Raw genomic sequence first — 23,731 nt, 5'->3', positions numbered from 1 at the left:
TTGGGAATACGCTGTTATCTGATGCCGCGGCAAAGACATACCCAAATTTACTTAGATTCGGAATGAACACTTTTATCCAAGTCGCTCATTGTTACATAAATCATTTCAATCATTATGTTTCTTCAACTCTTCCAAAGGATAAAAGGTTCCCCGCCATTCGATACCGCCTCGACTTAGTGTCTTAACAGTAGAGTTAATTACTATTCCAATGTAAACCAAAGCTGATATAGGGTGAAACAAAACGTAAAAGCGAGAGGTATCGATATATTTCGCTAAGTAACTATAGACAGCAAACACTGTGAGGACAGAAAAGCCGCACAATGTTCTTGCCCAAATTGATCCAAAGAATAAACCGACAAATGGGTAAACATGTAGTAATAGCATCGAAAAGCATGATCCCATTGCAACTAAAACACTGTAATTCACACCAGCAAATTGATTCTTTTCAAGTCCTTTGAAAGTGGCTGAGATGTTCTCATACCCTCTTACGGTAATAAATTGCTTACTAAACCCGAAGCCCTGTTTGTATCCCTTCTGTATTACTAATTTACCTAAAGACATGTCATCAACTGGTTGCAAAGGGATTGCTTCGTAACCACCAATTTCTTGGTATACGGATCTTTTTATTAAGTTAAATGCCCCTATTCCTACGCTCTTGCCAAATATCGCAAGAAATGTAATTGCTAACATAACATAGGCAGTAAGAGCATTTCCCAAAATACTTTTTACTAAAAAATTTGGAGCTATTGTTAAGTGATCAAGTGTATGCTCAGAAGCATAACTAACAGCTTTCTTTAAGCTATCGGGGGAAAACATTATATCGGCATCAGTCAAAAGTAGCCACTCACCCGTAGCTTCCTTCACACCTTGGTAAACAGCATGATTTTTACCTAACCAGTTTGGAGGTAAATCAAAAATTGTTATAACTTTCAGTTGAGGATATTTTACTTTAAGATCCTCCAGAATCGCCCCTGTTTGATCAGTCGAGCGATCATTCACTAATACTATCTCTAAACTAGGGTAGTCTTGGCTAATTAACTGTGTAACTGCCTGTTCAATGGATTCTTCTTCATTACAAGCCGGAATTATTACAGATAATGGCGGATAAATAGTGTGATTGTTAGAATTATCGTTTTTCCAAAATACTGGTAATTTCTTCATATATCTAAACCAAATTAAACCCATACCTAGCCACATTACAAAGACGATTAAAGCCAATACTCCAAATAGATCATTCATAACTTTCTCTCCTCCCCCGTTTTAGACTCCTCTTTGAATAATAAACCTCAGCGATTAAACCCCAGGTAGTCCACTCTTATATATTCCTAGCGGTTTCAAATAACGTCCCGAGGGTTTGCGACGTCGAGTTATTACATTCATACTCTCTTCGATGTTGCAAACCTTCTGTTCGTATTATAGGTTCATAACCAGTTCAATCTGGGTATGGATCTTTTTTCTTTTGTATTCCTTTATACTTAAGAAAACTGGGTTAGAACGTACACTCTGTTGGGACCTAGATCCCGTCGCATAAACTGTTCAGGCCCTCTTTGACACCTTTACCTTGATTGAGCTGGTTGGGCTTCGAGCCCGTATCACAACGCGAACCTAAGGATTGATGTTTAAAGATGGACCCAGATAAAGAGGAGGTTTTTCATGTTTGATGTTCCAGTCTTGAGTATTGATGTTTCCAAGTCCAAAAGTGTGGCTGCTGTCTTTAAACGTTATCAAGTTTTAGATTCCAAACCCTTTTCGTTCTCTCATTCACCCAACGATTTATCTCTATTAGTCGATCGACTCAGCAAGTTAGAATTGGAGATGGGTCAACGTCCTCATGTGGTTATGGAGGCTACTGGCAACTACTCCAAGCCTATTGCCGCTTTCTTTCAAGATGCTGGGTTCAAGGTGGTCGTTTTAAATCCTCTTCAGACTCACGCTGAGAAAAAGAAATCCGTTCGTAAAGTTAAGACTGACCCGATTGATGCGAATCGTATTGCTCAGGTTTACTACCTGAATCAATTTACCGAGGCCAAACCTCATATGGATTACATCTCGGAGTTGCAGAATCTTTGCCGCCAGTATGATGGGTTCAACACTCTATATATTGAGACTCAACTCCGGTTTCGTTCCGTTTTAGACCTTCTGTTTCCTAAGTTTGAGTCAGTATTTGCTCATTTATGTAGTCCTACTGCTTTGAGAGTCCTTTCTTCTTTTCCTTCTCCCAATGCTATTCTATCGGCTAGTAGGGACCAGATTATTAATTGTCTTAAGCCAGCAAAGATGGCGAAGAGCTGGTACGAGTTGAAAACGGATGCACTGATTTCGGCTGCCAAGGAAAGTCTGCCTTTTAACCGCGCCCAACAGTCAAACTTACGGGTTTTAAGGATGTACATGGATCTCCTCAGATCCCAACAAAGTATTCTGACAGATATACGGGCTCAAATGGTCTACTGGGCAAACTTTTCCCTTGATTACCCTCTCCTTTGTTCAATTCCTGGCGTAGGAGAGGCTACAGCCACCACCATTCTCGCTGAGATTGGTGATATTAAGAGATTCCCGAGTTCTAAACAGTTGGTCGCTTTTGCAGGCATTGACCCCTCTGTCTTCGAATCGGGAAAGTTTAAATCGAGTCATAACAAGATTTCCAAGAGAGGGTCACCTTATCTTAGAAAGGCAATCTATCAAGCCACTGTAGCTGGAATTAGTAATAGAGCCAGTGGCCCTCTAAATATGATCCTCAGAAGTTTTTACCTTCGAAAAATAAACGAAGGCAAGCCTTCTAAAGTCGCAATCATTGCTACTTCTAACAAATTACTTAGGATAATTTTCGGTATTTTAGCTTCTCAGCAGCCATTTTCTGATCCAAAATAACTATTCTATGTGAACTTATGGATACCTTTTATTTACAGACCGTTTTTGTGCTTACTATTTGGTAGGTTAGCTTTGCTATACGCTTCTTTCTGGATAAACTTTTTAAAGAAAATTTTTCTTGACAACAATTAGCTGGTTTATATGATGGAATGTGCCCCCAGATTTAAGCTAATCTTACTTGTCACAAATCCCCTCAATAACTTTATATTGAGCGACAATTTCATCATTATAATAAATATTTATGTAGTATTGAAATGCAATATCGAGATTTTTTCTGTCAATTTCTATCTGCTTTTCAAATATGTCTCCTTTTGATAATTCAATTGTTTTATCTCCAATATCTTTATAATGCTGTGACCATCGCCAAATTAAAGTTCCAGGATCACCAATAGAATTAGCGTCTGCTTTAACAACACCAACATCTATAAGATTTTTTATATTAATTACTTTATCCGATTTATTTTCCATTTTATAGTTTACAATTATCTTATCAGAACGAGGTTGAATTTCCGTTCCAAAAAAATACAATTGGGGATTACTTGAATAACCTAGTGACTGCCATAGCATTATTTCTGTATGCGGATTCTTTTTAAACGAATTATTTATTGTCATTTCCAAGGCTTTTAATGCTATACCAGTAAACATAAATAAAATGAGTACGAATATTAGAATAATATACGGATTCTTTAGGATTTTAATAAGACCCAAAATTAAACCACTCCAAAAATTAAATCTTAAAAACTTCGCTTAAATAATTATATTGCACATTCTGTCATATAACGTTCAGGGCATTCACGAAGCGTCATATTACATTCATCTTGGCAAGTTTCGTGAATGCCGTGTTATCTGATGCTGCGGCAAAGAACTTCATGCATGCCTTTTTAATTTTTAGTCTGGATTGGAAAGTTTGTCTAGTATATCCCTTATATCGGGCTGCTCAACAACATATTTGTAACTAAAAGGATCTACTATCTGAACAAGGCTATTTCCCACTGCAGTTATTTCAATGTAATTTCCATCGAGTAAGTAAATCTCAATCCTGCTTGAGGTTCTTTCTGCTTCACTTTGTTTATCTATGACAGGTCGAACTGAACTCATTAATTGTCTGACCTTTAATTGTTCTTCTACATTACATAATCTGCCATCTTCACTAATACCCCTGCCGAAAAACTTCATGTGTGATAAGTTGTCTCTATCATGAATTTCACCGGTAGCCAATATTCTCACCTTCCCTGGTAAATAAGATTGAAAGCGTGTCAAACATCTATCCTTTGAGGTTTGCTATTGTACCACTGTGCTAATCCGCACTTAGCACAAATTAAGACAACGGCCGATTTGTTTAGCCAATCTAGATTAAGGAAGGTAGCAAAAGAGGTATTAAATTGTGCCTCCCTTTGTTCAAAAACATCCTCTTTGCAATGAGGGCAGGTAACAACAATACCGGAAGCCCGGTATCTACTCGGTCCAAATGACTCCATTGCTACCTTAGCCCCTCGTTTTAAAGCCTTGAAGAAATTTGACATAACCCACGCTCCCTTTAAACACTTATACTTTAAATTATGACCCAGCAGTTTCAGATAACGTCTCGTGAATTTGCGAAGTTCTGCATACTACATTCATATATCTCAGAATTTCCGCAAATTCGCTGTTACCCGAAGTGTCCTGCTTGTGAGAAAAACATGCAAGAAAATCAGGTGCTTATGCTAATAATTTACATTATTCTACAGCCATATGACTAACCCCTTCTAAGTTGGCAAAACTAGCCATATTGTATTGAAACAGTATTTGGAAGGTGATATGATATGGACAAAGAGGAAGAGAAGTTGTCAAACAAGGAGGACGAGAACATGAACGGTGCTGTAAAAAACCAGGGATATAGAAAAACATCACTGTCATCACAGAAACTAAAGGAAATCTCTGTTCGCCCAGTGACAATTAAAGATGGGAAATTTCTGTTTGATAGAAACAATAAAGACCACAGATATATTGTAAACGAGGGTGAATAAGAGGTTTCAAATGCATTGGTTTAGTTTAGGCGATGTTTTTTATTTTGATGTTGGGTTCGACGATATCCCAGAGGAATCCAAGAAAAGACCCGCCATAATTATGATTCAAGAGGGCGAAGACCTTTTCATCTTAGTATCTACTACAAGTGTCCCTCCGAATGATCCTCCTAAATATTTCGATCAATTCAAAATACCCATTTTTAATTGGCGAAGATCAGGGTTTTCAAAACCTTCGTGGGGTCTTGGTTTTAAATTAATACACGTTACAAGACAAGAACTTATGGGTTCGGTTAAGAAAGAGGATATTCTTGGGAAAATACACATAACAGATTTTGATATCTTGTTGAGTGAAATCGAACATATTCACGATAATTAGTAAGATCCCCTGCACAGGGGGTCTTTTCTCATTCCCTCCGTTCCTTCCGAAACATTCATACCCACATTCACAAAACAGACATTCATATCCACATGCAAAACGTTCCAAATGGACAGGATTAGAATACTTGGGTAAGGACATTTCGGGTAACGTTCAGCCGTTCCCGAAGCGTCATAAAGCATTCATCTATGCTAAGTTTTGGGAAAGGCGTGTTATGTGCAGTACGGCCAGTATTAGAAATGCTAAATTAACAATTCCCCTTTAAACACTGTAACTGCTTTGCCTTTTAGATCAACTCTTTCGTTATTCCATATGCATCTAATAATTCCAGTACGGGATGATGCTTGGAAACCAATTAATTCTCTTTTACCCAACTTCTTGCTCCAATAAGGTGCTAAGGAACAATGAGCAGAGCCAGTAACTGGATCTTCATTTATTCCCACTCCAGGAGCAAAAAAACGCGAAACAAAATCATAATCATTCGAATTTGAAATACTTGTTATTATAATTGCTTTCGCATCACTGTTACTTAATAATTCAAAATTAGGACTTATACTTTTAACAACTTCTTCGTCTGAAACTTCTATTAAGTATAAATCTCCATTTGGAGTAGAGAATCGACCAATATAATTTGGGGTGATATTAAAAGCCATATTTAATACTTCCTGGTTTTCAGCCTTCTTAATAAACCTAGCCGGGAAATCTAATTCAATCCATAAATCTATTCCTTTGGTAGCTTTTAATAACCCACTTTTTGTATGAAAAATCGCTTCTCTATCACTAGCTATTAGTCTTTCCTCCCACAATATGTGGGCACTTGCCAAAGTAGCATGCCCACAAAGAGTAACCTCTGTTTTTGGTGTAAACCAACGTAAATCAAAAACATCATTATTTCGAGATAGAAAAGCTGTTTCAGATAAATTCATTTCATTTGCTAAGCTTTGCATCCAAGAATCAGATTTTATCTGATCTAATATACATACTCCTGCAGGGTTTCCCTTAAATGCTTCATCAGTGAAAGCATCAACTTGAAAAATTCTCAACAATACCATAACCTTTCTTAAAAGATTGACCCGGAGCCGTATTGCACATAACGTCCCGCCGGTTCCCGCCGCGCCCTGACTACATACATCATCCTCCAAGTGGCGGGAACCGGCTGTTCTACGACGTATCGTGCCCCCATACTCAGCAGCGCCATGGACGGCGCTGCCTTAAACATTTACTGGTAACTTCAAAAATGATATTGTCACTTAACTGCTCTAATAAACTATGATCATTATAGACATTTACGAATCCCTTATCTTTTCCCATACCAGTTTCTCGGTATTTCCATTTTTGAAATAAATCTTTTTTATCTGACTTGTATCACACTTAATTCGAATATTAAATCGGCCTAACCTTTCATAGAATCCAAAGAGCAAATTGTATTTAAGTCCGACATACAAATTGCCATCGTGTATTTCATATATATATCCAACAAATGCAGGAGCACTTTGAGACGTATCACCACTGAGGATTATCAAATTTTCTTCTATCTTTATATTTTCCGTAAATAGGGAATTAGGATTGTCGCAAGCATCAAATCCAAATAACCGCCACCCATATCTAAAACCAACGAAGGTTACTATTACTATTACAAAAATCAATGCCAAGACCTTGATTACCATTCTTTTCAATAGACTTTACCCCCAGAAATTATAACGTTTACATCTATATGAAAAACTCTAAAGACTCCAAATATATTTCTCTCCAAATACGGCTCCGCGCCATGGACGGCGCGGCCTTTGCACGATATGTCGTAGAACGTTTTGCGAATTTGCGAAGTCTGGTTACAACATTCATATCTTCTCAGATTTTGCAAATTCGCTGTTCTACGACGTATCGTGCCCCGTGACTCAGACAGCGCCATGGACGGCGCTGCCTTATACTGTCCCAGCTTTTTATTTCAGTGATATTATTATAAGTGATATTATTATACTTGTTATACTCTTTTATCACTCATAATCACTCAATGGTTTTTGACAATTTATAAATATACATTATAATCTCCAAACCATCATCTGTATTATCAGCATACGAAGCAATCCACAAATAATCCGAAGAAACATATAATCTCATATGAATCGTTTCAAGGGTATATTGACACTCCACTTTTGTGCCAAGAAAAGAACCAATATCAGCTAATTTTGATACATTTGTTGAGATTTCTTCTTTCACATACTTCGGAGAACTAATTTCAATCGGATTGTAAATATTATTAGATTCTATTTTAAACAAATCAGATTTAATGGTATATTTCGTTCCCACCATTTTTTTGTTCAAATACCAAACAGTTGAAGATGAAAAAGGTGATAAATAGCAAACTTGCTCAAAAGCATATATACCATAAAAATCTTGCTTGACATTGTTACTGCAAATAACTGAACTTAATAATAAAATTAACCCTGCTATAACTACAAATGCTTTTTTCACCTATAATCACCTCGCAAAATTGGATCATCTTTTGTTTCTAATCATTTTATAAACACAAAGTAATACTACAAAGCTTTTTCACCCGCGCCAAGGATGGCGCGGCCTTGCACGATATGTCGTAGAACGTTCCGAGGGTTTGCGACGTCAGGTTACTACCTTCATATTCTCTCCGATGTTGCAAACCCTCTGTTCGTATTATAGGTTCATAACCAGTTCAATCTGGGTATGGATCTTTTTTCTTTTGTATTCCTTTATACTTAAGAAAACTGGGTTAGAACGTACACTCTGTTGGGACCTAGATCCCGTCGCATAAACTGTTCAGGCCCTCTTTGACACCTTTACCTTGATTGAGCTGGTTGGGCTTCGAGCCCGTATCACAACGCGAACCTAAGGATTGATGTTTAAAGATGGACCCAGATAAAGAGGAGGTTTTTCATGTTTGATGTTCCAGTCTTGAGTATTGATGTTTCCAAGTCCAAAAGTGTGGCTGCTGTCTTTAAACGTTATCAAGTTTTAGATTCCAAACCCTTTTCGTTCTCTCATTCACCCAACGATTTATCTCTATTAGTCGATCGACTCAGCAAGTTAGAATTGGAGATGGGTCAACGTCCTCATGTGGTTATGGAGGCTACTGGCAACTACTCCAAGCCTATTGCCGCTTTCTTTCAAGATGCTGGGTTCAAGGTGGTCGTTTTAAATCCTCTTCAGACTCACGCTGAGAAAAAGAAATCCGTTCGTAAAGTTAAGACTGACCCGATTGATGCGAATCGTATTGCTCAGGTTTACTACCTGAATCAATTTACCGAGGCCAAACCTCATATGGATTACATCTCGGAGTTGCAGAATCTTTGCCGCCAGTATGATGGGTTCAACACTCTATATATTGAGACTCAACTCCGGTTTCGTTCCGTTTTAGACCTTCTGTTTCCTAAGTTTGAGTCAGTATTTGCTCATTTATGTAGTCCTACTGCTTTGAGAGTCCTTTCTTCTTTTCCTTCTCCCAATGCTATTCTATCGGCTAGTAGGGACCAGATTATTAATTGTCTTAAGCCAGCAAAGATGGCGAAGAGCTGGTACGAGTTGAAAACGGATGCACTGATATCGGCTGCCAAGGAAAGTCTGCCTTTTAACCGCGCCCAACAGTCAAACTTACGGGTTTTAAGGATGTACATGGATCTCCTCAGATCCCAACAAAGTATTCTGACAGATATACGGGCTCAAATGGTCTACTGGGCAAACTTTTCCCTTGATTACCCTCTCCTTTGTTCAATTCCTGGCGTAGGAGAGGCTACAGCCACCACCATTCTCGCTGAGATTGGTGATATTAAGAGATTCCCGAGTTCTAAACAGTTGGTCGCTTTTGCAGGCATTGACCCCTCTGTCTTCGAATCGGGAAAGTTCAAATCGAGTCATAACAAGATTTCCAAGAGAGGGTCACCTTATCTTAGAAAGGCAATCTATCAAGCCACTGTAGCTGGAATTAGTAATAGAGCCAGTGGCCCTCTAAATATGATCCTTAGAAGTTTTTACCTTCGAAAAATAAACGAAGGCAAGCCTTCTAAAGTCGCAATCATTGCTACTTCTAACAAATTACTTAGGATAATTTTCGGTATTTTAGCTTCTCAGCAGCCATTTTCTGATCCAAAATAACTATTCTATGTGAACTTATGGATACCTTTTATTTACAGACCGTTTTTGTGCTTACTATTTGGTAGGTTAGCTTTGCTATACGCTTCTTTCTGGATAAACTTTTTAAAGAAACTTTTTCTTGACAACAATTAGCTGGTTTATATGTTGTTCGCAGCTTTTTAATTTTGCTGTTTACATATTTTTTGCTCAAGAATTCTGTCTAGTGTTGATTTTTGCTCTTTGTGAATCCTCATCCGCAATTTATACAATATCCCCTTATCTTTCCTCCTGACAAATAGTATAGTTGTAGCACTTGAACCCTGCTTCCATTCATAACTATCGATATCTTCCCACCTTAAAATCGTTCCATCATATACCAATCCATTATCCATAATGTACCTTCCCGAGAACCATATTAAATATAACGCAAACATGATCAGACCAGCACTCCATGGCAAAAAGTTTATTGATGGCGGAATTAATTTGTATTCTGCGAGAAAGAAGAAAATTGAAATACATGTAAAGATAACCTTAACTACAACCGAGGTACTCTTTAATTTTAAAACAGTACTACCTAATGATCTTTTGGACCTCTCAACAATAGAAATCATGACTATTAAGATTAATGTAACTACAAGTATATGTCCAATTACAGCAACTTTAAGTGTTATTAAACCTCCAATATGCAGAGCTATAATGATCGCACTAGATGTTAAGTAAGTTAATAAGGCAATGAAGAATGTCCACATACACAACTCCTCTTCTTTTCTCATAACCAATTCAGATTCAGTATTAAACAACTCCGATTTGCGAATGACATATAACGTCATAGAATTGTATCTGAAGTTGAGCAAGATATCCTTGATTCCATAGCCTCCCCTCATACTCAATTTCAGATACAATTTCGTTGAACGATGCCGCCACAGTATTCTATGGGAATTCAAATATACCAATCCCTATGAAAATTGACAGCTTACTCTTCTTTTTGCCTCAAATCTTATCAAGATACTTTATTTGGAAGAGTTTATTGAATTACTTCGCCATCTTATAACCCATTTCCTGTTTTTAACAAAGCATCCTTTAAAAAAGGACAGAATTATCCCAAGTTCTTGTCAAGTTTACGCTACAATAAAGTCTTTTGGCGGTGAATATGCCCTTGGTGTTATTCGTTCTTTTCTAGTCATTTTCCCTTGACAACAAATGGGGCATATTTCGATATCTATACCTTTGACTTTGAGAAGCAACTCTTTCCACGATAACGCCTTCGTTTCTAGGCTATCTCTATTAACTTCTAAGATATCTTGGCACTTCTTTAGCTTTATTTTCCTACTTCGATTGCTGAGGATTCCATAATGCCTAATCTTTACAAAGTTCAGAGGTAGCACGTGGAGTAAAAACCGACGAATAAATTCTTCTCCATTTATACTCATGACTTTGTTTTTACTCTGGTCGGCATAATCTTTCCACTTAAAGCTTACTTTAGTGTTCTCAACTTTTACAATCCGATCATTGGATATTGCTACTCTATGAGTATACCGCCCTAAATACTCCATGACCTTCATAGGGTTATCAAATGGCTCTTTACAGTAAACTACCCATTCTTTTTTGTACAAGCAGTCAATCAAACTCTTGAGTTCATTAGAATTAGTAAGTCTTTTTAGTTGTCCTTCAAATTGAATCCGCCCTTTTCGACAGGCTTCTTTAAAATAAGCCATAAACTTCCCCCGATAAACACGAGAGATCACCCTGATCGGAATAAGAAAATTCTTTCGTGCGTGTATCCATCGTTTCCCGTCTAAAGCCAGTCCGCCAGCAGGTACTATTGAATGAATATGCGGATGATCCATAAGGTTTTGACCCCAAGTATGCAGTATGGATATATGACCAATTTCTGCTCCTAAATACTTTCGCTCCCTTCCGAGCTCTATTAGTGCTTCTGAAGATGCTTTAAAGAGGAGATTGTAAAGTATCTTCTGATTCTGTAGGGCCAAAACATTTAAATCATTCGGTATAGTAAAGACTAAGTGAAAATATCCAACAGGCAGTAAATCTTTTTCCCGGTTTAACAGCCACTTTTCCCTTGCCATTCCCTGACATTTTGGACAATGTCTATTTCGACATGAGTTATATGAAATTCTTTTGTGTCCGCAATTGGTACATTCATCAACATGACCACCTAAGGCAGAGGTTCGGCAGCGCTCAATAGCATTCATGACTTTATGCATATGTCGGGTCAACTTATGAGCATGCCGATACCCTGGCCCAAATTCTCTAAAGATATTTGCTACCTCAGTCATTTGAGTCCCAACAATCCAGCGGACTTTTTATCTTAAGCAGGTTCTCTTGTTTAAGGTGAATATAGACCGACGTTGTCTTAGGCGAACTATGCCCCATTAGCCTTTGGATATAATAGATATCCGTACCGGCTTCCAACAAATGTGTAGCGAAGCTGTGTCTTAAAGAGTGAACGGTAACATTTTTGGTAATACCCGCTTTCGTTTTGTTATTCTCAAAAACCCTCTGAATGGTACGGGTTGTAATCGCTTTATTTGGCATACTGCCAGGAAAAAGCCAAGTATTAGGTCTATATTCCTCCCAGTACCTTCTTAAGAGTGTAAGGTTAGTCTCAGATAAAATAGTGTACCGATCCTTATTTCCTTTGCCTTGTTGCACCCTGATTTGCATTCGTCTGCTATCAATGTCTTCGACTCTCAAATAAGCTGTTTCACTTACTCTTAGTCCTGCTGCATAGGTCGTCATCAAAATGACACGATGTTTTAGATTCAATGTCGCATTCAATAGGGCTTTAATCTCTGAAGTATCGAGCACTTCAGGAAGTCGTTTACGATTCTTGGTTCGTGGAATTCTTATGCTATTCCAATTCCTTTTTAACGTAACTTGGTATAGAAATTTCAACGCACTATAGGCGCAATTAATATAGGAATCACTTCTCTTTAGAGTAATTAAATGGTGAAGATACTTCTTTATTTGATCTTCACCCAGCTTATCGGGAGATTTCTCAAAGTAACTGGCAAATCCTTCGACTTGCTTAATGTAAGACCTTACGGTCTTTGGACTATAACCCTTTAGCTCCAGGTCCGATTTCATTTGATTTCTTAACTGACTCATAATTAATCTCCTTTACAGGTTTTGGCTATTCTTACCTGCAGGAGATAACTGTAGACAAGATTGTTCCCATAAACTAAAAAAACTCCTATTAAAGAGCTACCGCGTAGCGGTTTAGTTCAACGTCTATTTCACGACACATGTCGCAAATCCCTTAATGTCATATGGGATTTGCGACATGTGTCGTATATATCCCCTTTATTTTCCCTGATTATTACCGTTCAAGCTAATCCAATCAAAGGGGCTTCTAATCCTTTGGATATCTTTTTCAGTCACATGTGTATAGATTTCAGTAGTCTTCGAATTCAAATGGCCTAATAATTCTTGGATATATCGCAAATCAGTTCCACTTTCCAAAAGATGCGTTGCAAAAGAATGCCTCAAAGAATGAACCGAAACATTTTTCCTAATTCCAGCCTTATCCCGTGCATTTTCAAATACTCTTTGTACGGTTCGTTCAGTAATATGATTATTTGGATTTTCGCCTGGAAACATCCAATCAATCACATGATAAGATGTCATGTAATCACGCAATACCCCAATTGCCCCTGTGGACAAAACTGTATAACGATCTTTCTTTCCTTTCCCTTGTCTTACATGTATTAACATCCTAGTATAATCAATATCGCTAATCTTTAAATTTACAACTTCACTTACCCTTAAACCTGCAGAATAAGTCAAAACTAAGAGTGTCCTGTGCTTTAAATTTCTAACTGGGTTCAAAATTTGAAGCACCTCATTCTGACTTAGAACATCTGGTAACTTATGCTCCTTTTTAGGCCTCGGTAATTGATTCACTCCTTCTTTAACATGTAGAATCTTTGTTAGTAAAAATTTCAGTGCGCTTAGAGTTTGGTTAACATACCCATGGGACTTGCCTTTCTCTTTTAATAAATAATACAAGAAGTCTCTGACGTCTTCATTCGTGGAATCGACTAAATCTTTATTAGAAAAAATTTGAAATCGTTGGATTTGTCCCAAATAGGCTGTAATCGTATTCTCACTATAACCGCGAAGGGCAAGTTCCTTATGAGTCTTAAGCAGAACTTCACTTGTTCTGTCAGAAATAAAATCCAAAGAATCATTTTTATGTAAAAAATCTAATGGAGTTTTACTAGAAGAAGGAGGATTACTAACTCTTTCAAAGTTGGTAGATTTGAGCGAAACTACCTTAAATACCTAGTGTTTCTTCCGAATATGGTACACACCAATATCTTTCCGCCGGATTCCAGCGTCTTCCCTTGATTGTTTTTATCTTACTTAAATCCTCTTGTGAAAAGGGGCCATTAAAACGATCCGAAGCTCTGAATCACCTATATTTTGGATCAAAATAGGCAAGTAGTATCTTCCCCTTTCTCCATAGAAGAGTAACGAGTAGGAATTCAACATAAACATCTCAATTCCTTTATTATTTGTAATAATTAGATTATTTTTCCTTTCAGGAATTGAGCCATTTTAACCGGAATAACTAGCTCTAACTAAGAATTGTCCTTAGCCCCATGTGGAGCGGCTATTTTCCAGTATTGCCAACAGGACGATATCCTTGAATATGTTGAACCAAATGAACTGAAATTACCATGAATCGTAGTGGGATCTCCTTTATACTCCAGCACCGTTTGTTTATGGGCCCCGCCGTCATAACGGTTAACCCCCTTATCATCGGTCCAAAACTGGTTATAGTAATTAATGATCACTTTCCCTTTCCAGTTATCCCCTTCCCCTTGGTACAATCTGTTCCCCTCCGTTCAGTTTGTAAAAGACAGCCTTTCCTATATTTAAAAGCACCCCGTTCAGCTCTTTGACCTGATAAATCCCCGGCTCCACCTGCCCCATTTTATACTCCTCAGGATTCACACCGGAAGCGGAGTTCAGAGACAACCCCGCCTGTTTCAGGGTTTGAGCAACATCTTTAACCGTTAAGTTATCTTTTTTCACCACACTGCCGGCTTCAAAGCTTAAAACGCCAATCCCAGCCCCGAGAAGGATGAGGGCCAACGCCATGACCCCTGAAATTTTCAAGCGCTTCGACCATTTCTTAAAGGTATCCGCCTCGGGCAAGGCTTCTTTCAGGTCGGGCAGTACAGGACCTGGAGCACATCTTTATCATTGTAAAAATATAATCCCGCCAGCTTGGGGTTTCCTTTGACCCAGCAGATATAGCTGTTATTCTGTACCGGGGACAAATCCTCACTCCCATTGTCATAGACCGCCTTAGCCTTTTGAATATCTACGGGAACAACAGTATCGGAATCAGCAAGCCATTTGCTTTGATCCGTGCAGCCGAAAGTAATGGTTATAACCCTCGGACCGGAAGGTTTGTACTGAATAGCCAGGACTTAAAGGAATCTCTCCGTCGCATTTGCCGATCAAGTTTAGATCATGGTCCAGAACCAACAAACTGATACCAGACTGCCCCATTTTCCCTTCATTCATGATTAAAGCCAAGAGCAGGTCGTCCTGGGGAATGACGGATTGCGGGATAAGTTTTGACGATATCAGCACCCCCTGTTTTCTGGAGACAGTTTCCGGGAATTCCCTTCCAATCAGGCTCTCTAACTCCTCTTTTTGCTTCCTTCCTGCTTGATTCAGGCCGCTGATTTTGCCTTTAACCTGAAAATAATCGGCCAGGTTATAAGTGCTCTCCAACGTTTTCCCTTGCTGATCCGTATTGGAAATATCAATCTCCAGATTCTTTAATTTTTCGCGGATTTCCTGGGGCGTGACGTTTCGGGTGTATAAGGTTGATTCCAGCAAATAGTATACATCCTCCACTTTAGGGTCCATGGATTCTGAACGGCCGAACCAGTAGACATCGGAGGTAAACAAGTCTTGGAGATCCCGGGAGGTCGGAAAACTGATGCTGCGGTTTGGGACCCCATGTGTGTCCAGTCTTATAGTTAACTTCTTAAAATCCTGAATGGTTGGGTTATAAATCTCACCGGTCCCGACACGCAGGTAGTCCTCGTCTGTCAGGTCTTGCAGCAGGACCGTAACCTTTATGTCCGGCTTATTTCCGGCCTTACATCCTACCAGCGTGCCTGCTGCTGCCAGGCAAATCGTCAGGATGAAGAGCGCCAGGAGTCCTTTCTGTTTCTTGCGGATATCGAAAATGTTCACAAACCGCTCTTTGATGGCCTTGGTGCCGGGCAAAAAATGAGTGGATAAGGCCGGAGCCTTTGGGGACTTTTTAATGATAGCCGCCATCATGGTATCACTGTAACACCCTCGCTCTTCCCAGTTCAGACCGGCGATTATAGCGTCGTCACAGGAAATTTCAAGGTCTTTGTTGGACCGGCGTACCATCAGCCAGACCAGCGGATTAAACCAATGGACCATGTTGGCTGCCAGGATCAAAAGTTTATAGGGAATATCGTGCCGCTTGTGGTGAATGAGCTCATGTTTGAGGATAAAAAACCAATCACTTTCGGTATACTCCTCATGAGGAAGCACGATCAGCGGCCGGAAAACCCCGGTTAAGAGGGGGCTGTTGATGGGGGGGCAGACTATAAGCTGAACAGCGGAGGTGATCTTCAATTCTTCTTTGAGTTTAGCCATCATGTCATAGGCATTAGATGAAGTGACAGGCCTGCTCCAACGGCGGATAAAGCGGCGGAAACGACCATAGGCAGCAAGCTGCCAGAGAAGGAACAGTACCATACCCGTCGCCCAAAGACCGGAGAGCAGTTTTAACCCCATCACCTTGTTATTTTCCCTGTCCTCAGGGGTTAGGGGGGCGACACTAAGAGAAGCGGGGCCGGCTGCCTGGGGATGAGTCTCCCCTGATTGCACGGAAACCGGGCTGAATTGAGTGACTTCCCCAGGCATTTGAATTTGCACAGGAGCCGCCGGTAAGCTGGGATTGATGGGGACCAACAGCCTGACGGCTAAAATCAGCCAGACCCAATAACGCCACTTGGCAATGTAGCGGCGATTCAGTACAGGACCGAGCAGGAATAAAAAGATCAGGGCAAAGGAAACCCCAAAGGTGATCTCTAAAATGTTGGCCGTCAGTTCAGGGAGTATTTCCATCCTTTCCATCCCTCCTTTTCAAATCATCCAGCAGGCACTGAAGCTCGTCGATTTCCGCAGGAGTGAGAGAATCACGGCGGCACAGAGAAACCACAAAATTTTTCAACGAACTTCCGTACAGCTTACTCAGCATGGTTTTGCTTTCAAACTCCAGGTACTCTTCTTCCCCGACAAGGGGGGTATAATAATTGGTCTTTCCTCTCCGTTCGCAAGACAAAAAGCCTTTTTCCAACAAGCGGGACAGATAGGTATTGATGGTGTTGCCGGCCCATCCCTTATTCTTCAGCTTTTCCTCTAGAAACGAACGGGTGACGTCTTCCTTCGCCGTCCATAAGGCCATCATGACTTCAAGTTCGCTATCAGGCAGGCGTTTATATTTCATACGCAACTCCTTCTACTTCAAATGTAGTTGATCATAATTATATATTACATTTGTAGTAGGTTTTGTCAAGAGTCCTTCCCTCATTCCTGTTTAAAATTTGGCTATTTAAGGATCTTACTAATCTAGCTTAGCAAGGCTCAAATAGCCAAATTTACAAAAACGGTGTGTTTGCAATAGGTTCTCACCTACGGTCACAAAATTTCCGTTATTTCTTAAGTTCAATCTTAATCTTAAAATCCTCCATAAAATCCATATGGGTAAACTGAGATGTACTGACACTGTACCCTTGACTTAAGTCCAAGGCCGGAAATACCATGGTAAAGTCATTCGGGTGATTTTCATCCCTCCTGATATCATATCGTTGAGGATGGATATATTCCCCGGCGGTATTTTTTAGATACAAGTTAGTTCCCTGAAAATAAGGCGCTTTGCCCTCAGCCGTATAACGGACCACCGTTTCTCCCTTCTCTGTGGTGATATCTTTAATGATTAACTTCCCCATCTTCCCTTGAGAAAGCTCCAGCGGATAATTGCCATCAATTGATTGGAGGCTTTCGGGAGGCTTCTCTGTGTCTGCACTATCGCCGCTGATAACCGGAAACCTGCAGGGAACGATCGTAAGAGAGCGGGGAATGGTTTTAACTGCCTGGAATTTTGCTGTCCCCTGGAAATCCTTACCGTAAGGAGCCTCATTGCCACCGAAAGTGCCGCCTCCCGAGGAGAGCTCTATTCCCTGGTCATCAAAAACAAACCACCTATAAACGACGGTATCCATGGCTTTTGTTGCGGCGTTTTGGTCTTTGTAGTTTCCGCTGAAATAAATCGTACTGTCAATCGGTGTAAGTACTATCTTATCTACCGTCACCAGGCCTTCCGGCAAATCCACCTGATTGTTGGTCTTAAATACCCTGGTCTTCTGGACCAGTTCAGTTTTAGATACCGTGAAGGAAAAATCCCAATGACCTTTCACACCCATAAACTGGTCAATATTTAAATCAATTTTCACTAAATCCGAAGCCGACGGAGAATGATAAGTTATTCTGGCAACGCCAACATAGGTTGTCTCGTCAAGATAATCTCCGGTAATGCCGCCTCCTTCAGGCGGACTGCCATTAATTAGTAGCCCTCCTAGCATGATATTGGTTTCAGCCAGCTTCAAATTCTCATTTCGGCTGTCACTTTTGATGGTATACCCTAAAATCAGGGTGGAATCATCAGCCAAAGCTTCATTGATGGTCAGAGTTATGCCGTTATCGGTGACGCTCTTGTCCACCAGCTGGGAATAAGGAATATATTCTTGGCAGGTTCCGAATTTATCATTGAATATCTCAAATATCGAATGAAGAACCGGTATATTCCTAGCTAAGGCCGGAGACACCGTCCCGGCTCCTATCAATATAATAAGCAATACAGCTGCAGCAATTAAACTTCTTTTTACGCTCTTCAGATAGTTTTTGTTCCTGACTTCTTTCAACACATTTTTCCTGATCTTATCTTTAAGAATTTCCGGCATCTCATCAGTCACTGGCTCCCATTCGCTTTGATCAAACCTGACTTCATTCAACAGCCGATAGATATCCTTTTCTTCCAGCTTTAAATTCCGGTGATTCATCAGAGCCTCTCTCCCTTCGCGACCAGTTTTTGCTTTAAAAACTTCCGGCCCCTGGAAAGCCTTTGATCGACGACATTCCTGTCCACAGAAAATGTCCTGGCAATATTTTTGATATCTTCACCAAGAAAGTAACGCCGGATGAATATCTCCCTGTCCTGGTCATTCATCTCCCGAATAGCCGCCAAAAGCTCCTTCCTGTTTTCTTTAGATACCAGAATATTTTCCGGGGTAAGCTCAGCAGATAATTCCCTGTCGGTAGTCCATTCTACAGAATCCCGTTTACTTAGCTTCCTCTGATAATCAATGGCCTTATATTTGGAGACGGCAGCAAGCCAGCTTTGGAAATCGCCTTTGGTCTCGTCAAAACTTGCCATGTTGTTCCAAACGGATAAAAAAACATCATTCAGACATTCTTCAACATAAGAGTTGCCGAAGCCAGCCTGAAGTACTTTGCGCACAATACTGTAAACCAGGTTCCCATAGGCTTCAATGGCAAATTCCAGTGCCCTTCTGTTTTTCTTTTTCAATTGAGCCACAAAATTGGTATCATTGATCTCCACATCTTCCCTCCACCTTCATCCATTCTTTAAGAAGCTCTCACCAGTTAATACGAAGTGCCTTAGATTTTCTGACATAAATATTATATATTTTCCGCCTGAACTCCTCCGATTTCTGAGTGTAGATGGTGACGGAAAAAATTAATAAGCCGCCATTCATATGGCGGCAAAGAAAGGGGCTATATTTATTTCGTGGCTTCAAATCCAACGGACCATGCCCCTTAATTCAGAACGACCATGGATGGGAGTCCTTTTGCCTTATATCTTTCCTGTTTCACTGAATGATTTATCAGTTATTTATAGAGATAATCATCAGTTTTGAGGGAACTCCAGTAGTAACCACTTCACTAATCCAAAGATTGTACTTACCGTTACCAAACATGATTCCTTGATAATTAGCAAACAAATATTTTGTAACAGTATTACTAATTACTTGTTTGAAATTCGCATTAATGATTTGGTCATATTTCGAAATAAAATCATCCTTGGTTTGTATTCCCGCAACTTTCCCATTTACCTTTATATTTATCGGATACGCAATTTGTTCAGCTAGTTCCTCTTTGTTGTTATTAATTACATAACTTTGGATTTGCGTTACAAAATCCTCTACAGCTTGGTCTCCTTCGGGTACTCCATACCGTTTCCCGTATTCAACTTCAGGAAGATTGCTGGCAAGGTCTAAGGCAAAGGGATAAGTCTTTTTGCCGTCCGGACTAGCCCAAGTGCCTTGAATTCTATCAAGGGTGTTCATAGTGCCCCGGAAGATGCCTGTATTTTTGCCTTGAAAATCGTATTCATAAAGAACTATTTCATTGTTCCCAGCTTTCCCTTTAAGATTAATTTCCTTTTTCTCCTTCTCATAAAAATAACTTCCAACTATATCTTGACCTGAAGGGTAGATACTCATTTGGATGTGTATGTTGTTATTTATAGTGCCCTTGTAATCATAGTACCCTTTTTCAAATTGATTTTTGCCGGTATCTACGTTGTCACCGATATTCGAATTTTCTTCAACCGTTTTATTGTCTGAAGTAATTGGAATAGTCGTTTCAGCAGTTGTTCTGGCTTGAGTTGATGAAGCAGAGAGCGCTGTTTCAAGGTTATTTTGAGTGAATTCAAACCAAACAGCATCCTTTTTTTCATCTTCCTCTTTGAGGAAAGAGTTATATGTTTCCTCTGTAACAGGCTTGTTATCAATGAAGTATTGATCTGTTTTATTTGCATCATAATAGCCTAAATTTTCAGTTTCACAGGCATCGGGTTTGAATTTTAATTGGCCAATTCCGTTATTAAACGCACTATTTGACCAGCCAAATGTCCCATCAATTTTAATATTTTCTAATTGTCTGTACGACCGAATATATCCATAAACCTCCCCATTCATATAATGTAAAACCTCATAAAAATCATTCTCCTTTAGTTCAAGAACAACTTCTGGTATTTTATCACCATCCACATCAAGCACGGTAAAGTTCGTTACTTTAAATTGAATTCCAAAAAGCTCTTCATTCGTTAAAAAATCATTCAAATATACCTTTTTCTTACTATCTGTGCTGTAAAATTCAGTATTGTTTTGTAATACTGTCTTATATGCTTCCATTGCTGGATTCAGATTGTTTCCAGATAGGGCTTGGGTCTTTGAACTTTCTATTTTGCTGTCTGAAGAATTGGAACAAGCAGTAGTTGTAATGCTTAATAGAACCAAAAGAAATATACTTATAATTTTACATTTCATCTAAATCATTCCTTTAATTAAAAATCAAACAAATAGCGAACAACTGCAATAATTAAACTCTTCTTAACCTAGGTGCAAAAATGCCCTTCTATATTTTGTATTTCCTATAAATATGTCGATAAGCGATGATCAATATAATTAATCCCAAAGTGCAATTAATAATAATTGCTACTCCTATAGCATTCCGGAAAACTAATCCCAGCATTGCTGCTAATACATATGCAGAGCCATATACTATCCACATAATCCCATTTGCTCTGTTATATGCCCTTACATTTGATATTTCTGCTGCCTTAACCTCCGTTCCAGACCAGAAATGCATAGGTGATTTCTTGTTTAAAGCAAATATTCCTATTCCAATAAAAACAATAGCACAAAACAATACAACAACTGTAGCTATTATTATTCCACCCAATTTCTACACCTCCAATATCTAGTTTCGAGCCAACATTATTCTAAATAAAGCAGTTAAACTTTTGTCATAAAAGCACTTCTGTCTTTCAAGGACACAACTTCTGAAACGTATCCATCTAAGATTATATGCTCGATGAAAGATATCCCACATTTTTCCTCTTGTCTATTCAAACGGATCACTTATCCGTGTTTTATTATCTGACGTCTGTCGCTTGCATCTATCTATCACAATTATGATATAATATTACCAACAATAATGATAGGACGGTGTTATCTATGCCTGTAATAAAACCAATTTCTGATTTAAGAAATAACTTTAACGAGATATCCGAAATTTGTCATAAGGAGAGCGAACCCGTTTTTATTACAAAGAATGGTCAAGGCGACCTAGTTGTGATGAGCATGGCTCTTTATGAAAAACAACAGGCATTACTGGATCTCTATCAAAAACTAGGTGAAGCTGAAGTACAAAGTGCTGCAGGTATGCCACGAATCTCTCATAAAGAACTTATGAGTAAATTGAGGAATCAGGTCAATGAGCAATAAGTTTCGAATTGAGTATCTACCCATTGCTGAAAAAGATCTAACTGAAATCCTAGAATATATCCAAATTGACAACCCGACCGCCGCTCTAACTTTATTGAATGAAATAGATAAGGCTATATCTGAATTGTCCTATTTTCCGTATATGGGAAGTGCTCCTAAGGACCAAAGACTTATCCTTCTCAATTATAGAATGCTGATAGTGGCTAACTATTTAGTGTTCTATGTTGTTCTTGATGGAGAAGAGGTTGTTGAAATCCGGAGAATTTTACACGGAAAAAGAAAATATGACTTTTTAACCTAACTCCAAAAGACAGATGTCAGAGTCACGGTAGACGCGCCGGTTACCCGGCGCACCCCGCACAGAATCCCGGCGTGGCTAGACCTTGCCCAACAAGGGCTTTCACCTTGCAAGAAGTACCAAGCTTTGCTTGGCGCACTAACGTTCTGGGTGTTCCCGTAGCGTCATACTATATCCATATTTACTAAGTTACGGGAACACCCTGTTCGTATTATAGGTTCATAACCAGTTCAATCTGGGTATGGATCTTTTTTCTTTTGTATTCCTTTATACTTAAGAAAACTGGGTTAGAACGTACACTCTGTTGGGACCTAGATCCCGTCGCATAAACTGTTCAGGCCCTCTTTGACACCTTTACCTCGATTGAGCTGGTTGGGCTTCGAGCCCGTATCACAACGCGAACCTAAGGATTGATGTTTAAAGATGGACCCAGATAAAGAGGAGGTTTTTCATGTTTGATGTTCCAGTCTTGAGTATTGATGTTTCCAAGTCCAAAAGTGTGGCTGCTGTCTTTAAACGTTATCAAGTTTTAGATTCCAAACCCTTTTCGTTCTCTCATTCACCCAACGATTTATCTCTATTAGTCGATCGACTCAGCAAGTTAGAATTGGAGATGGGTCAACGTCCTCATGTGGTTATGGAGGCTACTGGCAACTACTCCAAGCCTATTGCCGCTTTCTTTCAAGATGCTGGGTTCAAGGTGGTCGTTTTAAATCCTCTTCAGACTCACGCTGAGAAAAAGAAATCCGTTCGTAAAGTTAAGACTGACCCGATTGATGCGAATCGTATTGCTCAGGTTTACTACCTGAATCAATTTACCGAGGCCAAACCTCATATGGATTACATCTCGGAGTTGCAGAATCTTTGCCGCCAGTATGATGGGTTCAACACTCTATATATTGAGACTCAACTCCGGTTTCGTTCCGTTTTAGACCTTCTGTTTCCTAAGTTTGAGTCAGTATTTGCTCATTTATGTAGTCCTACTGCTTTGAGAGTCCTTTCTTCTTTTCCTTCTCCCAATGCTATTCTATCGGCTAGTAGGGACCAGATTATTAATTGTCTTAAGCCAGCAAAGATGGCGAAGAGCTGGTACGAGTTGAAAACGGATGCACTGATATCGGCTGCCAAGGAAAGTCTGCCTTTTAACCGCGCCCAACAGTCAAACTTACGGGTTTTAAGGATGTACATGGATCTCCTCAGATCCCAACAAAGTATTCTGACAGATATACGGGCTCAAATGGTCTACTGGGCAAACTTTTCCCTTGATTACCCTCTCCTTTGTTCAATTCCTGGCGTAGGAGAGGCTACAGCCACCACCATTCTCGCTGAGATTGGTGATATTAAGAGATTCCCGAGTTCTAAACAGTTGGTCGCTTTTGCAGGCATTGACCCCTCTGTCTTCGAATCGGGAAAGTTCAAATCGAGTCATAACAAGATTTCCAAGAGAGGGTCACCTTATCTTAGAAAGGCAATCTATCAAGCCACTGTAGCTGGAATTAGTAATAGAGCCAGTGGCCCTCTAAATATGATCCTTAGAAGTTTTTACCTTCGAAAAATAAACGAAGGCAAGCCTTCTAAAGTCGCAATCATTGCTACTTCTAACAAATTACTTAGGATAATTTTCGGTATTTTAGCTTCTCAGCAGCCATTTTCTGATCCAAAATAACTATTCTATGTGAAC

Annotated in this window: 26 protein-coding genes; 7 read left to right on the top strand and 19 right to left on the bottom strand. The window is 39.5% G+C overall.

Going from position 1 to position 23,731, the window contains the following annotated elements; genetic code table 11:
- Positions 1-105: 105 nt before the first annotated feature.
- On the bottom strand, positions 106-1,239 hold the full coding sequence (locus DESOR_RS10830; protein WP_014184639.1) for a glycosyltransferase family 2 protein: 1,134 nt from the start codon (positions 1,237-1,239) through the stop codon (positions 106-108).
- Positions 1,240-1,653: 414 nt separating this feature from the next.
- On the opposite strand from DESOR_RS10830, the gene DESOR_RS10825 reads away from it, so the two are divergent.
- Positions 1,654-2,868 (top strand): IS110 family RNA-guided transposase, encoded by a 1,215-nt coding sequence (locus tag DESOR_RS10825; protein ID WP_014183027.1) that lies wholly within the window; start codon positions 1,654-1,656, stop codon positions 2,866-2,868.
- A gap of 174 nt (positions 2,869-3,042) precedes the next feature.
- On the opposite strand, the gene DESOR_RS10820 is transcribed toward DESOR_RS10825, so the two are convergent.
- The 3 genes from DESOR_RS10820 to DESOR_RS10810 form a co-directional block, all read right to left on the bottom strand.
- The gene (locus DESOR_RS10820) at positions 3,043-3,513 is read right to left on the bottom strand and encodes a hypothetical protein (RefSeq protein WP_158309027.1); all 471 of its coding nucleotides are present in this window, start codon (positions 3,511-3,513) and stop codon (positions 3,043-3,045) included.
- A 243-nt stretch (positions 3,514-3,756) separates the two neighbouring features.
- On the bottom strand, positions 3,757-4,086 hold the full coding sequence (locus DESOR_RS10815; protein ID WP_042331083.1) for a hypothetical protein: 330 nt from the start codon (positions 4,084-4,086) through the stop codon (positions 3,757-3,759).
- 38 nt (positions 4,087-4,124) lie between these two features.
- A complete protein-coding gene (locus tag DESOR_RS10810; protein ID WP_014184636.1) occupies positions 4,125-4,391 on the bottom strand; it encodes a hypothetical protein in 267 nt (88 codons plus the stop codon).
- 279 nt (positions 4,392-4,670) lie between these two features.
- Between DESOR_RS10810 and DESOR_RS10805 the strand changes: the two genes are divergently transcribed.
- Together DESOR_RS10805 and DESOR_RS10800 are read left to right on the top strand one after the other, a co-directional pair.
- Entirely contained in the window at positions 4,671-4,874 is a 204-nt protein-coding gene (locus tag DESOR_RS10805) for a hypothetical protein (RefSeq protein WP_014184635.1), read from the top strand.
- A 10-nt stretch (positions 4,875-4,884) separates the two neighbouring features.
- Positions 4,885-5,250 (top strand): hypothetical protein, encoded by a 366-nt coding sequence (locus tag DESOR_RS10800; protein ID WP_014184634.1) that lies wholly within the window; start codon positions 4,885-4,887, stop codon positions 5,248-5,250.
- A gap of 242 nt (positions 5,251-5,492) precedes the next feature.
- On the opposite strand, the gene DESOR_RS10795 is transcribed toward DESOR_RS10800, so the two are convergent.
- The 3 genes from DESOR_RS10795 to DESOR_RS10785 all read right to left on the bottom strand — a co-directional run bounded on the left by DESOR_RS10795 (position 5,493) and on the right by DESOR_RS10785 (position 7,722).
- Positions 5,493-6,392 carry a PhzF family phenazine biosynthesis protein gene (locus DESOR_RS10795; protein WP_014184633.1) on the bottom strand — a complete coding sequence of 300 codons (900 nt, stop codon included), beginning with the start codon at positions 6,390-6,392 and terminating at the stop codon, positions 5,493-5,495.
- A 144-nt stretch (positions 6,393-6,536) separates the two neighbouring features.
- The gene (locus DESOR_RS10790) at positions 6,537-6,926 is read right to left on the bottom strand and encodes a hypothetical protein (protein WP_014184631.1); all 390 of its coding nucleotides are present in this window, start codon (positions 6,924-6,926) and stop codon (positions 6,537-6,539) included.
- A gap of 328 nt (positions 6,927-7,254) precedes the next feature.
- Complete coding sequence (locus tag DESOR_RS10785; protein WP_014184630.1) at positions 7,255-7,722, bottom strand: hypothetical protein; 468 nt, start codon at positions 7,720-7,722, stop codon at positions 7,255-7,257.
- A gap of 435 nt (positions 7,723-8,157) precedes the next feature.
- Between DESOR_RS10785 and DESOR_RS10780 the strand changes: the two genes are divergently transcribed.
- Positions 8,158-9,372 (top strand): IS110 family RNA-guided transposase, encoded by a 1,215-nt coding sequence (locus DESOR_RS10780; protein WP_014183027.1) that lies wholly within the window; start codon positions 8,158-8,160, stop codon positions 9,370-9,372.
- Positions 9,373-9,530: 158 nt separating this feature from the next.
- Here DESOR_RS10780 and DESOR_RS10775 read toward each other — a convergent pair whose 3' ends face one another.
- The 12 genes from DESOR_RS10775 to DESOR_RS10715 form a co-directional block, all read right to left on the bottom strand.
- Positions 9,531-10,124, bottom strand: coding sequence for a DUF5673 domain-containing protein (locus DESOR_RS10775; RefSeq protein ID WP_148265262.1), 594 nt, complete (start codon positions 10,122-10,124; stop codon positions 9,531-9,533).
- 345 nt (positions 10,125-10,469) lie between these two features.
- Entirely contained in the window at positions 10,470-11,648 is a 1,179-nt protein-coding gene (locus DESOR_RS10770; protein WP_014184628.1) for an IS91 family transposase, read from the bottom strand.
- Positions 11,641-12,480: a tyrosine-type recombinase/integrase gene (locus tag DESOR_RS10765; RefSeq protein ID WP_014184627.1), complete on the bottom strand. Its 840-nt coding sequence runs from the start codon at positions 12,478-12,480 to the stop codon at positions 11,641-11,643. The genes DESOR_RS10770 and DESOR_RS10765 overlap by 8 nt, the downstream gene beginning before the upstream one ends.
- A gap of 195 nt (positions 12,481-12,675) precedes the next feature.
- Positions 12,676-13,554: a site-specific tyrosine recombinase/integron integrase gene (gene xerA, locus DESOR_RS10760; RefSeq protein WP_014184626.1), complete on the bottom strand. Its 879-nt coding sequence runs from the start codon at positions 13,552-13,554 to the stop codon at positions 12,676-12,678.
- A 401-nt stretch (positions 13,555-13,955) separates the two neighbouring features.
- Positions 13,956-14,207, bottom strand: a complete 252-nt coding sequence (locus DESOR_RS10755; RefSeq protein WP_014184625.1) for a hypothetical protein — start codon at positions 14,205-14,207, stop codon at positions 13,956-13,958.
- Positions 14,185-14,496: a hypothetical protein gene (locus DESOR_RS10750; protein WP_148265261.1), complete on the bottom strand. Its 312-nt coding sequence runs from the start codon at positions 14,494-14,496 to the stop codon at positions 14,185-14,187. The genes DESOR_RS10755 and DESOR_RS10750 overlap by 23 nt, the downstream gene beginning before the upstream one ends.
- A 231-nt stretch (positions 14,497-14,727) precedes the next feature.
- A complete protein-coding gene (locus tag DESOR_RS10745; RefSeq protein ID WP_014184623.1) occupies positions 14,728-16,506 on the bottom strand; it encodes a M56 family metallopeptidase in 1,779 nt (592 codons plus the stop codon).
- Positions 16,490-16,888, bottom strand: coding sequence for a BlaI/MecI/CopY family transcriptional regulator (locus DESOR_RS10740; protein WP_014184622.1), 399 nt, complete (start codon positions 16,886-16,888; stop codon positions 16,490-16,492). Before DESOR_RS10740 ends, DESOR_RS10745 begins: the two co-directional genes overlap by 17 nt.
- A gap of 205 nt (positions 16,889-17,093) precedes the next feature.
- Complete coding sequence (locus tag DESOR_RS10735; RefSeq protein WP_014184621.1) at positions 17,094-18,500, bottom strand: DUF4179 domain-containing protein; 1,407 nt, start codon at positions 18,498-18,500, stop codon at positions 17,094-17,096.
- Positions 18,500-19,060, bottom strand: coding sequence for a sigma-70 family RNA polymerase sigma factor (locus DESOR_RS10730; protein WP_014184620.1), 561 nt, complete (start codon positions 19,058-19,060; stop codon positions 18,500-18,502). Before DESOR_RS10730 ends, DESOR_RS10735 begins: the two co-directional genes overlap by 1 nt.
- A 286-nt stretch (positions 19,061-19,346) precedes the next feature.
- On the bottom strand, positions 19,347-20,792 hold the full coding sequence (locus tag DESOR_RS27355; RefSeq protein WP_014184619.1) for a hypothetical protein: 1,446 nt from the start codon (positions 20,790-20,792) through the stop codon (positions 19,347-19,349).
- A gap of 88 nt (positions 20,793-20,880) precedes the next feature.
- A complete protein-coding gene (locus DESOR_RS10715) occupies positions 20,881-21,207 on the bottom strand; it encodes a hypothetical protein (protein ID WP_014184618.1) in 327 nt (108 codons plus the stop codon).
- Between the two features lie 275 nt (positions 21,208-21,482).
- On the opposite strand from DESOR_RS10715, the gene DESOR_RS10710 reads away from it, so the two are divergent.
- From DESOR_RS10710 to DESOR_RS10700, 3 genes are all read left to right on the top strand, one after another.
- Positions 21,483-21,752 (top strand): type II toxin-antitoxin system Phd/YefM family antitoxin, encoded by a 270-nt coding sequence (locus DESOR_RS10710; protein ID WP_014184617.1) that lies wholly within the window; start codon positions 21,483-21,485, stop codon positions 21,750-21,752.
- Positions 21,742-22,053, top strand: coding sequence for a type II toxin-antitoxin system RelE/ParE family toxin (locus DESOR_RS10705; RefSeq protein ID WP_014184616.1), 312 nt, complete (start codon positions 21,742-21,744; stop codon positions 22,051-22,053). Before DESOR_RS10710 ends, DESOR_RS10705 begins: the two co-directional genes overlap by 11 nt.
- Before the next feature lie 448 nt (positions 22,054-22,501).
- A complete protein-coding gene (locus DESOR_RS10700; protein WP_014183027.1) occupies positions 22,502-23,716 on the top strand; it encodes an IS110 family RNA-guided transposase in 1,215 nt (404 codons plus the stop codon).
- Positions 23,717-23,731: the final 15 nt, after the last annotated feature.

Source organism: Desulfosporosinus orientis DSM 765 (assembly GCF_000235605.1).
Taxonomy (GTDB): Bacteria; Bacillota; Desulfitobacteriia; order Desulfitobacteriales; family Desulfitobacteriaceae; genus Desulfosporosinus; species Desulfosporosinus orientis.
The sequence above is the reverse complement of the archived record's forward strand: the minus strand, read 5'-3'. Positions and strand labels throughout refer to the sequence as shown.

Coding starts and splice junctions, on each gene's coding strand:
- DESOR_RS10830 (WP_014184639.1), bottom strand. CDS start 1,239: ATGAATGATCTATTTGGAGTATTGGCTTTAATCGTCTTTGTAATGTGG.
- DESOR_RS10825 (WP_014183027.1), top strand. CDS start 1,654: ATGTTTGATGTTCCAGTCTTGAGTATTGATGTTTCCAAGTCCAAAAGT.
- DESOR_RS10820 (WP_158309027.1), bottom strand. CDS start 3,513: ATGTTTACTGGTATAGCATTAAAAGCCTTGGAAATGACAATAAATAAT.
- DESOR_RS10810 (WP_014184636.1), bottom strand. CDS start 4,391: ATGTCAAATTTCTTCAAGGCTTTAAAACGAGGGGCTAAGGTAGCAATG.
- DESOR_RS10805 (WP_014184635.1), top strand. CDS start 4,671: ATGGACAAAGAGGAAGAGAAGTTGTCAAACAAGGAGGACGAGAACATG.
- DESOR_RS10800 (WP_014184634.1), top strand. CDS start 4,885: ATGCATTGGTTTAGTTTAGGCGATGTTTTTTATTTTGATGTTGGGTTC.
- DESOR_RS10780 (WP_014183027.1), top strand. CDS start 8,158: ATGTTTGATGTTCCAGTCTTGAGTATTGATGTTTCCAAGTCCAAAAGT.
- DESOR_RS10775 (WP_148265262.1), bottom strand. CDS start 10,124: ATGAGAAAAGAAGAGGAGTTGTGTATGTGGACATTCTTCATTGCCTTA.
- DESOR_RS10770 (WP_014184628.1), bottom strand. CDS start 11,648: ATGACTGAGGTAGCAAATATCTTTAGAGAATTTGGGCCAGGGTATCGG.
- DESOR_RS10765 (WP_014184627.1), bottom strand. CDS start 12,480: ATGAGTCAGTTAAGAAATCAAATGAAATCGGACCTGGAGCTAAAGGGT.
- DESOR_RS10745 (WP_014184623.1), bottom strand. CDS start 16,506: ATGGAAATACTCCCTGAACTGACGGCCAACATTTTAGAGATCACCTTT.
- DESOR_RS10740 (WP_014184622.1), bottom strand. CDS start 16,888: ATGAAATATAAACGCCTGCCTGATAGCGAACTTGAAGTCATGATGGCC.
- DESOR_RS10735 (WP_014184621.1), bottom strand. CDS start 18,500: ATGAATCACCGGAATTTAAAGCTGGAAGAAAAGGATATCTATCGGCTG.
- DESOR_RS27355 (WP_014184619.1), bottom strand. CDS start 20,792: ATGAAATGTAAAATTATAAGTATATTTCTTTTGGTTCTATTAAGCATT.
- DESOR_RS10710 (WP_014184617.1), top strand. CDS start 21,483: ATGCCTGTAATAAAACCAATTTCTGATTTAAGAAATAACTTTAACGAG.
- DESOR_RS10705 (WP_014184616.1), top strand. CDS start 21,742: ATGAGCAATAAGTTTCGAATTGAGTATCTACCCATTGCTGAAAAAGAT.
- DESOR_RS10700 (WP_014183027.1), top strand. CDS start 22,502: ATGTTTGATGTTCCAGTCTTGAGTATTGATGTTTCCAAGTCCAAAAGT.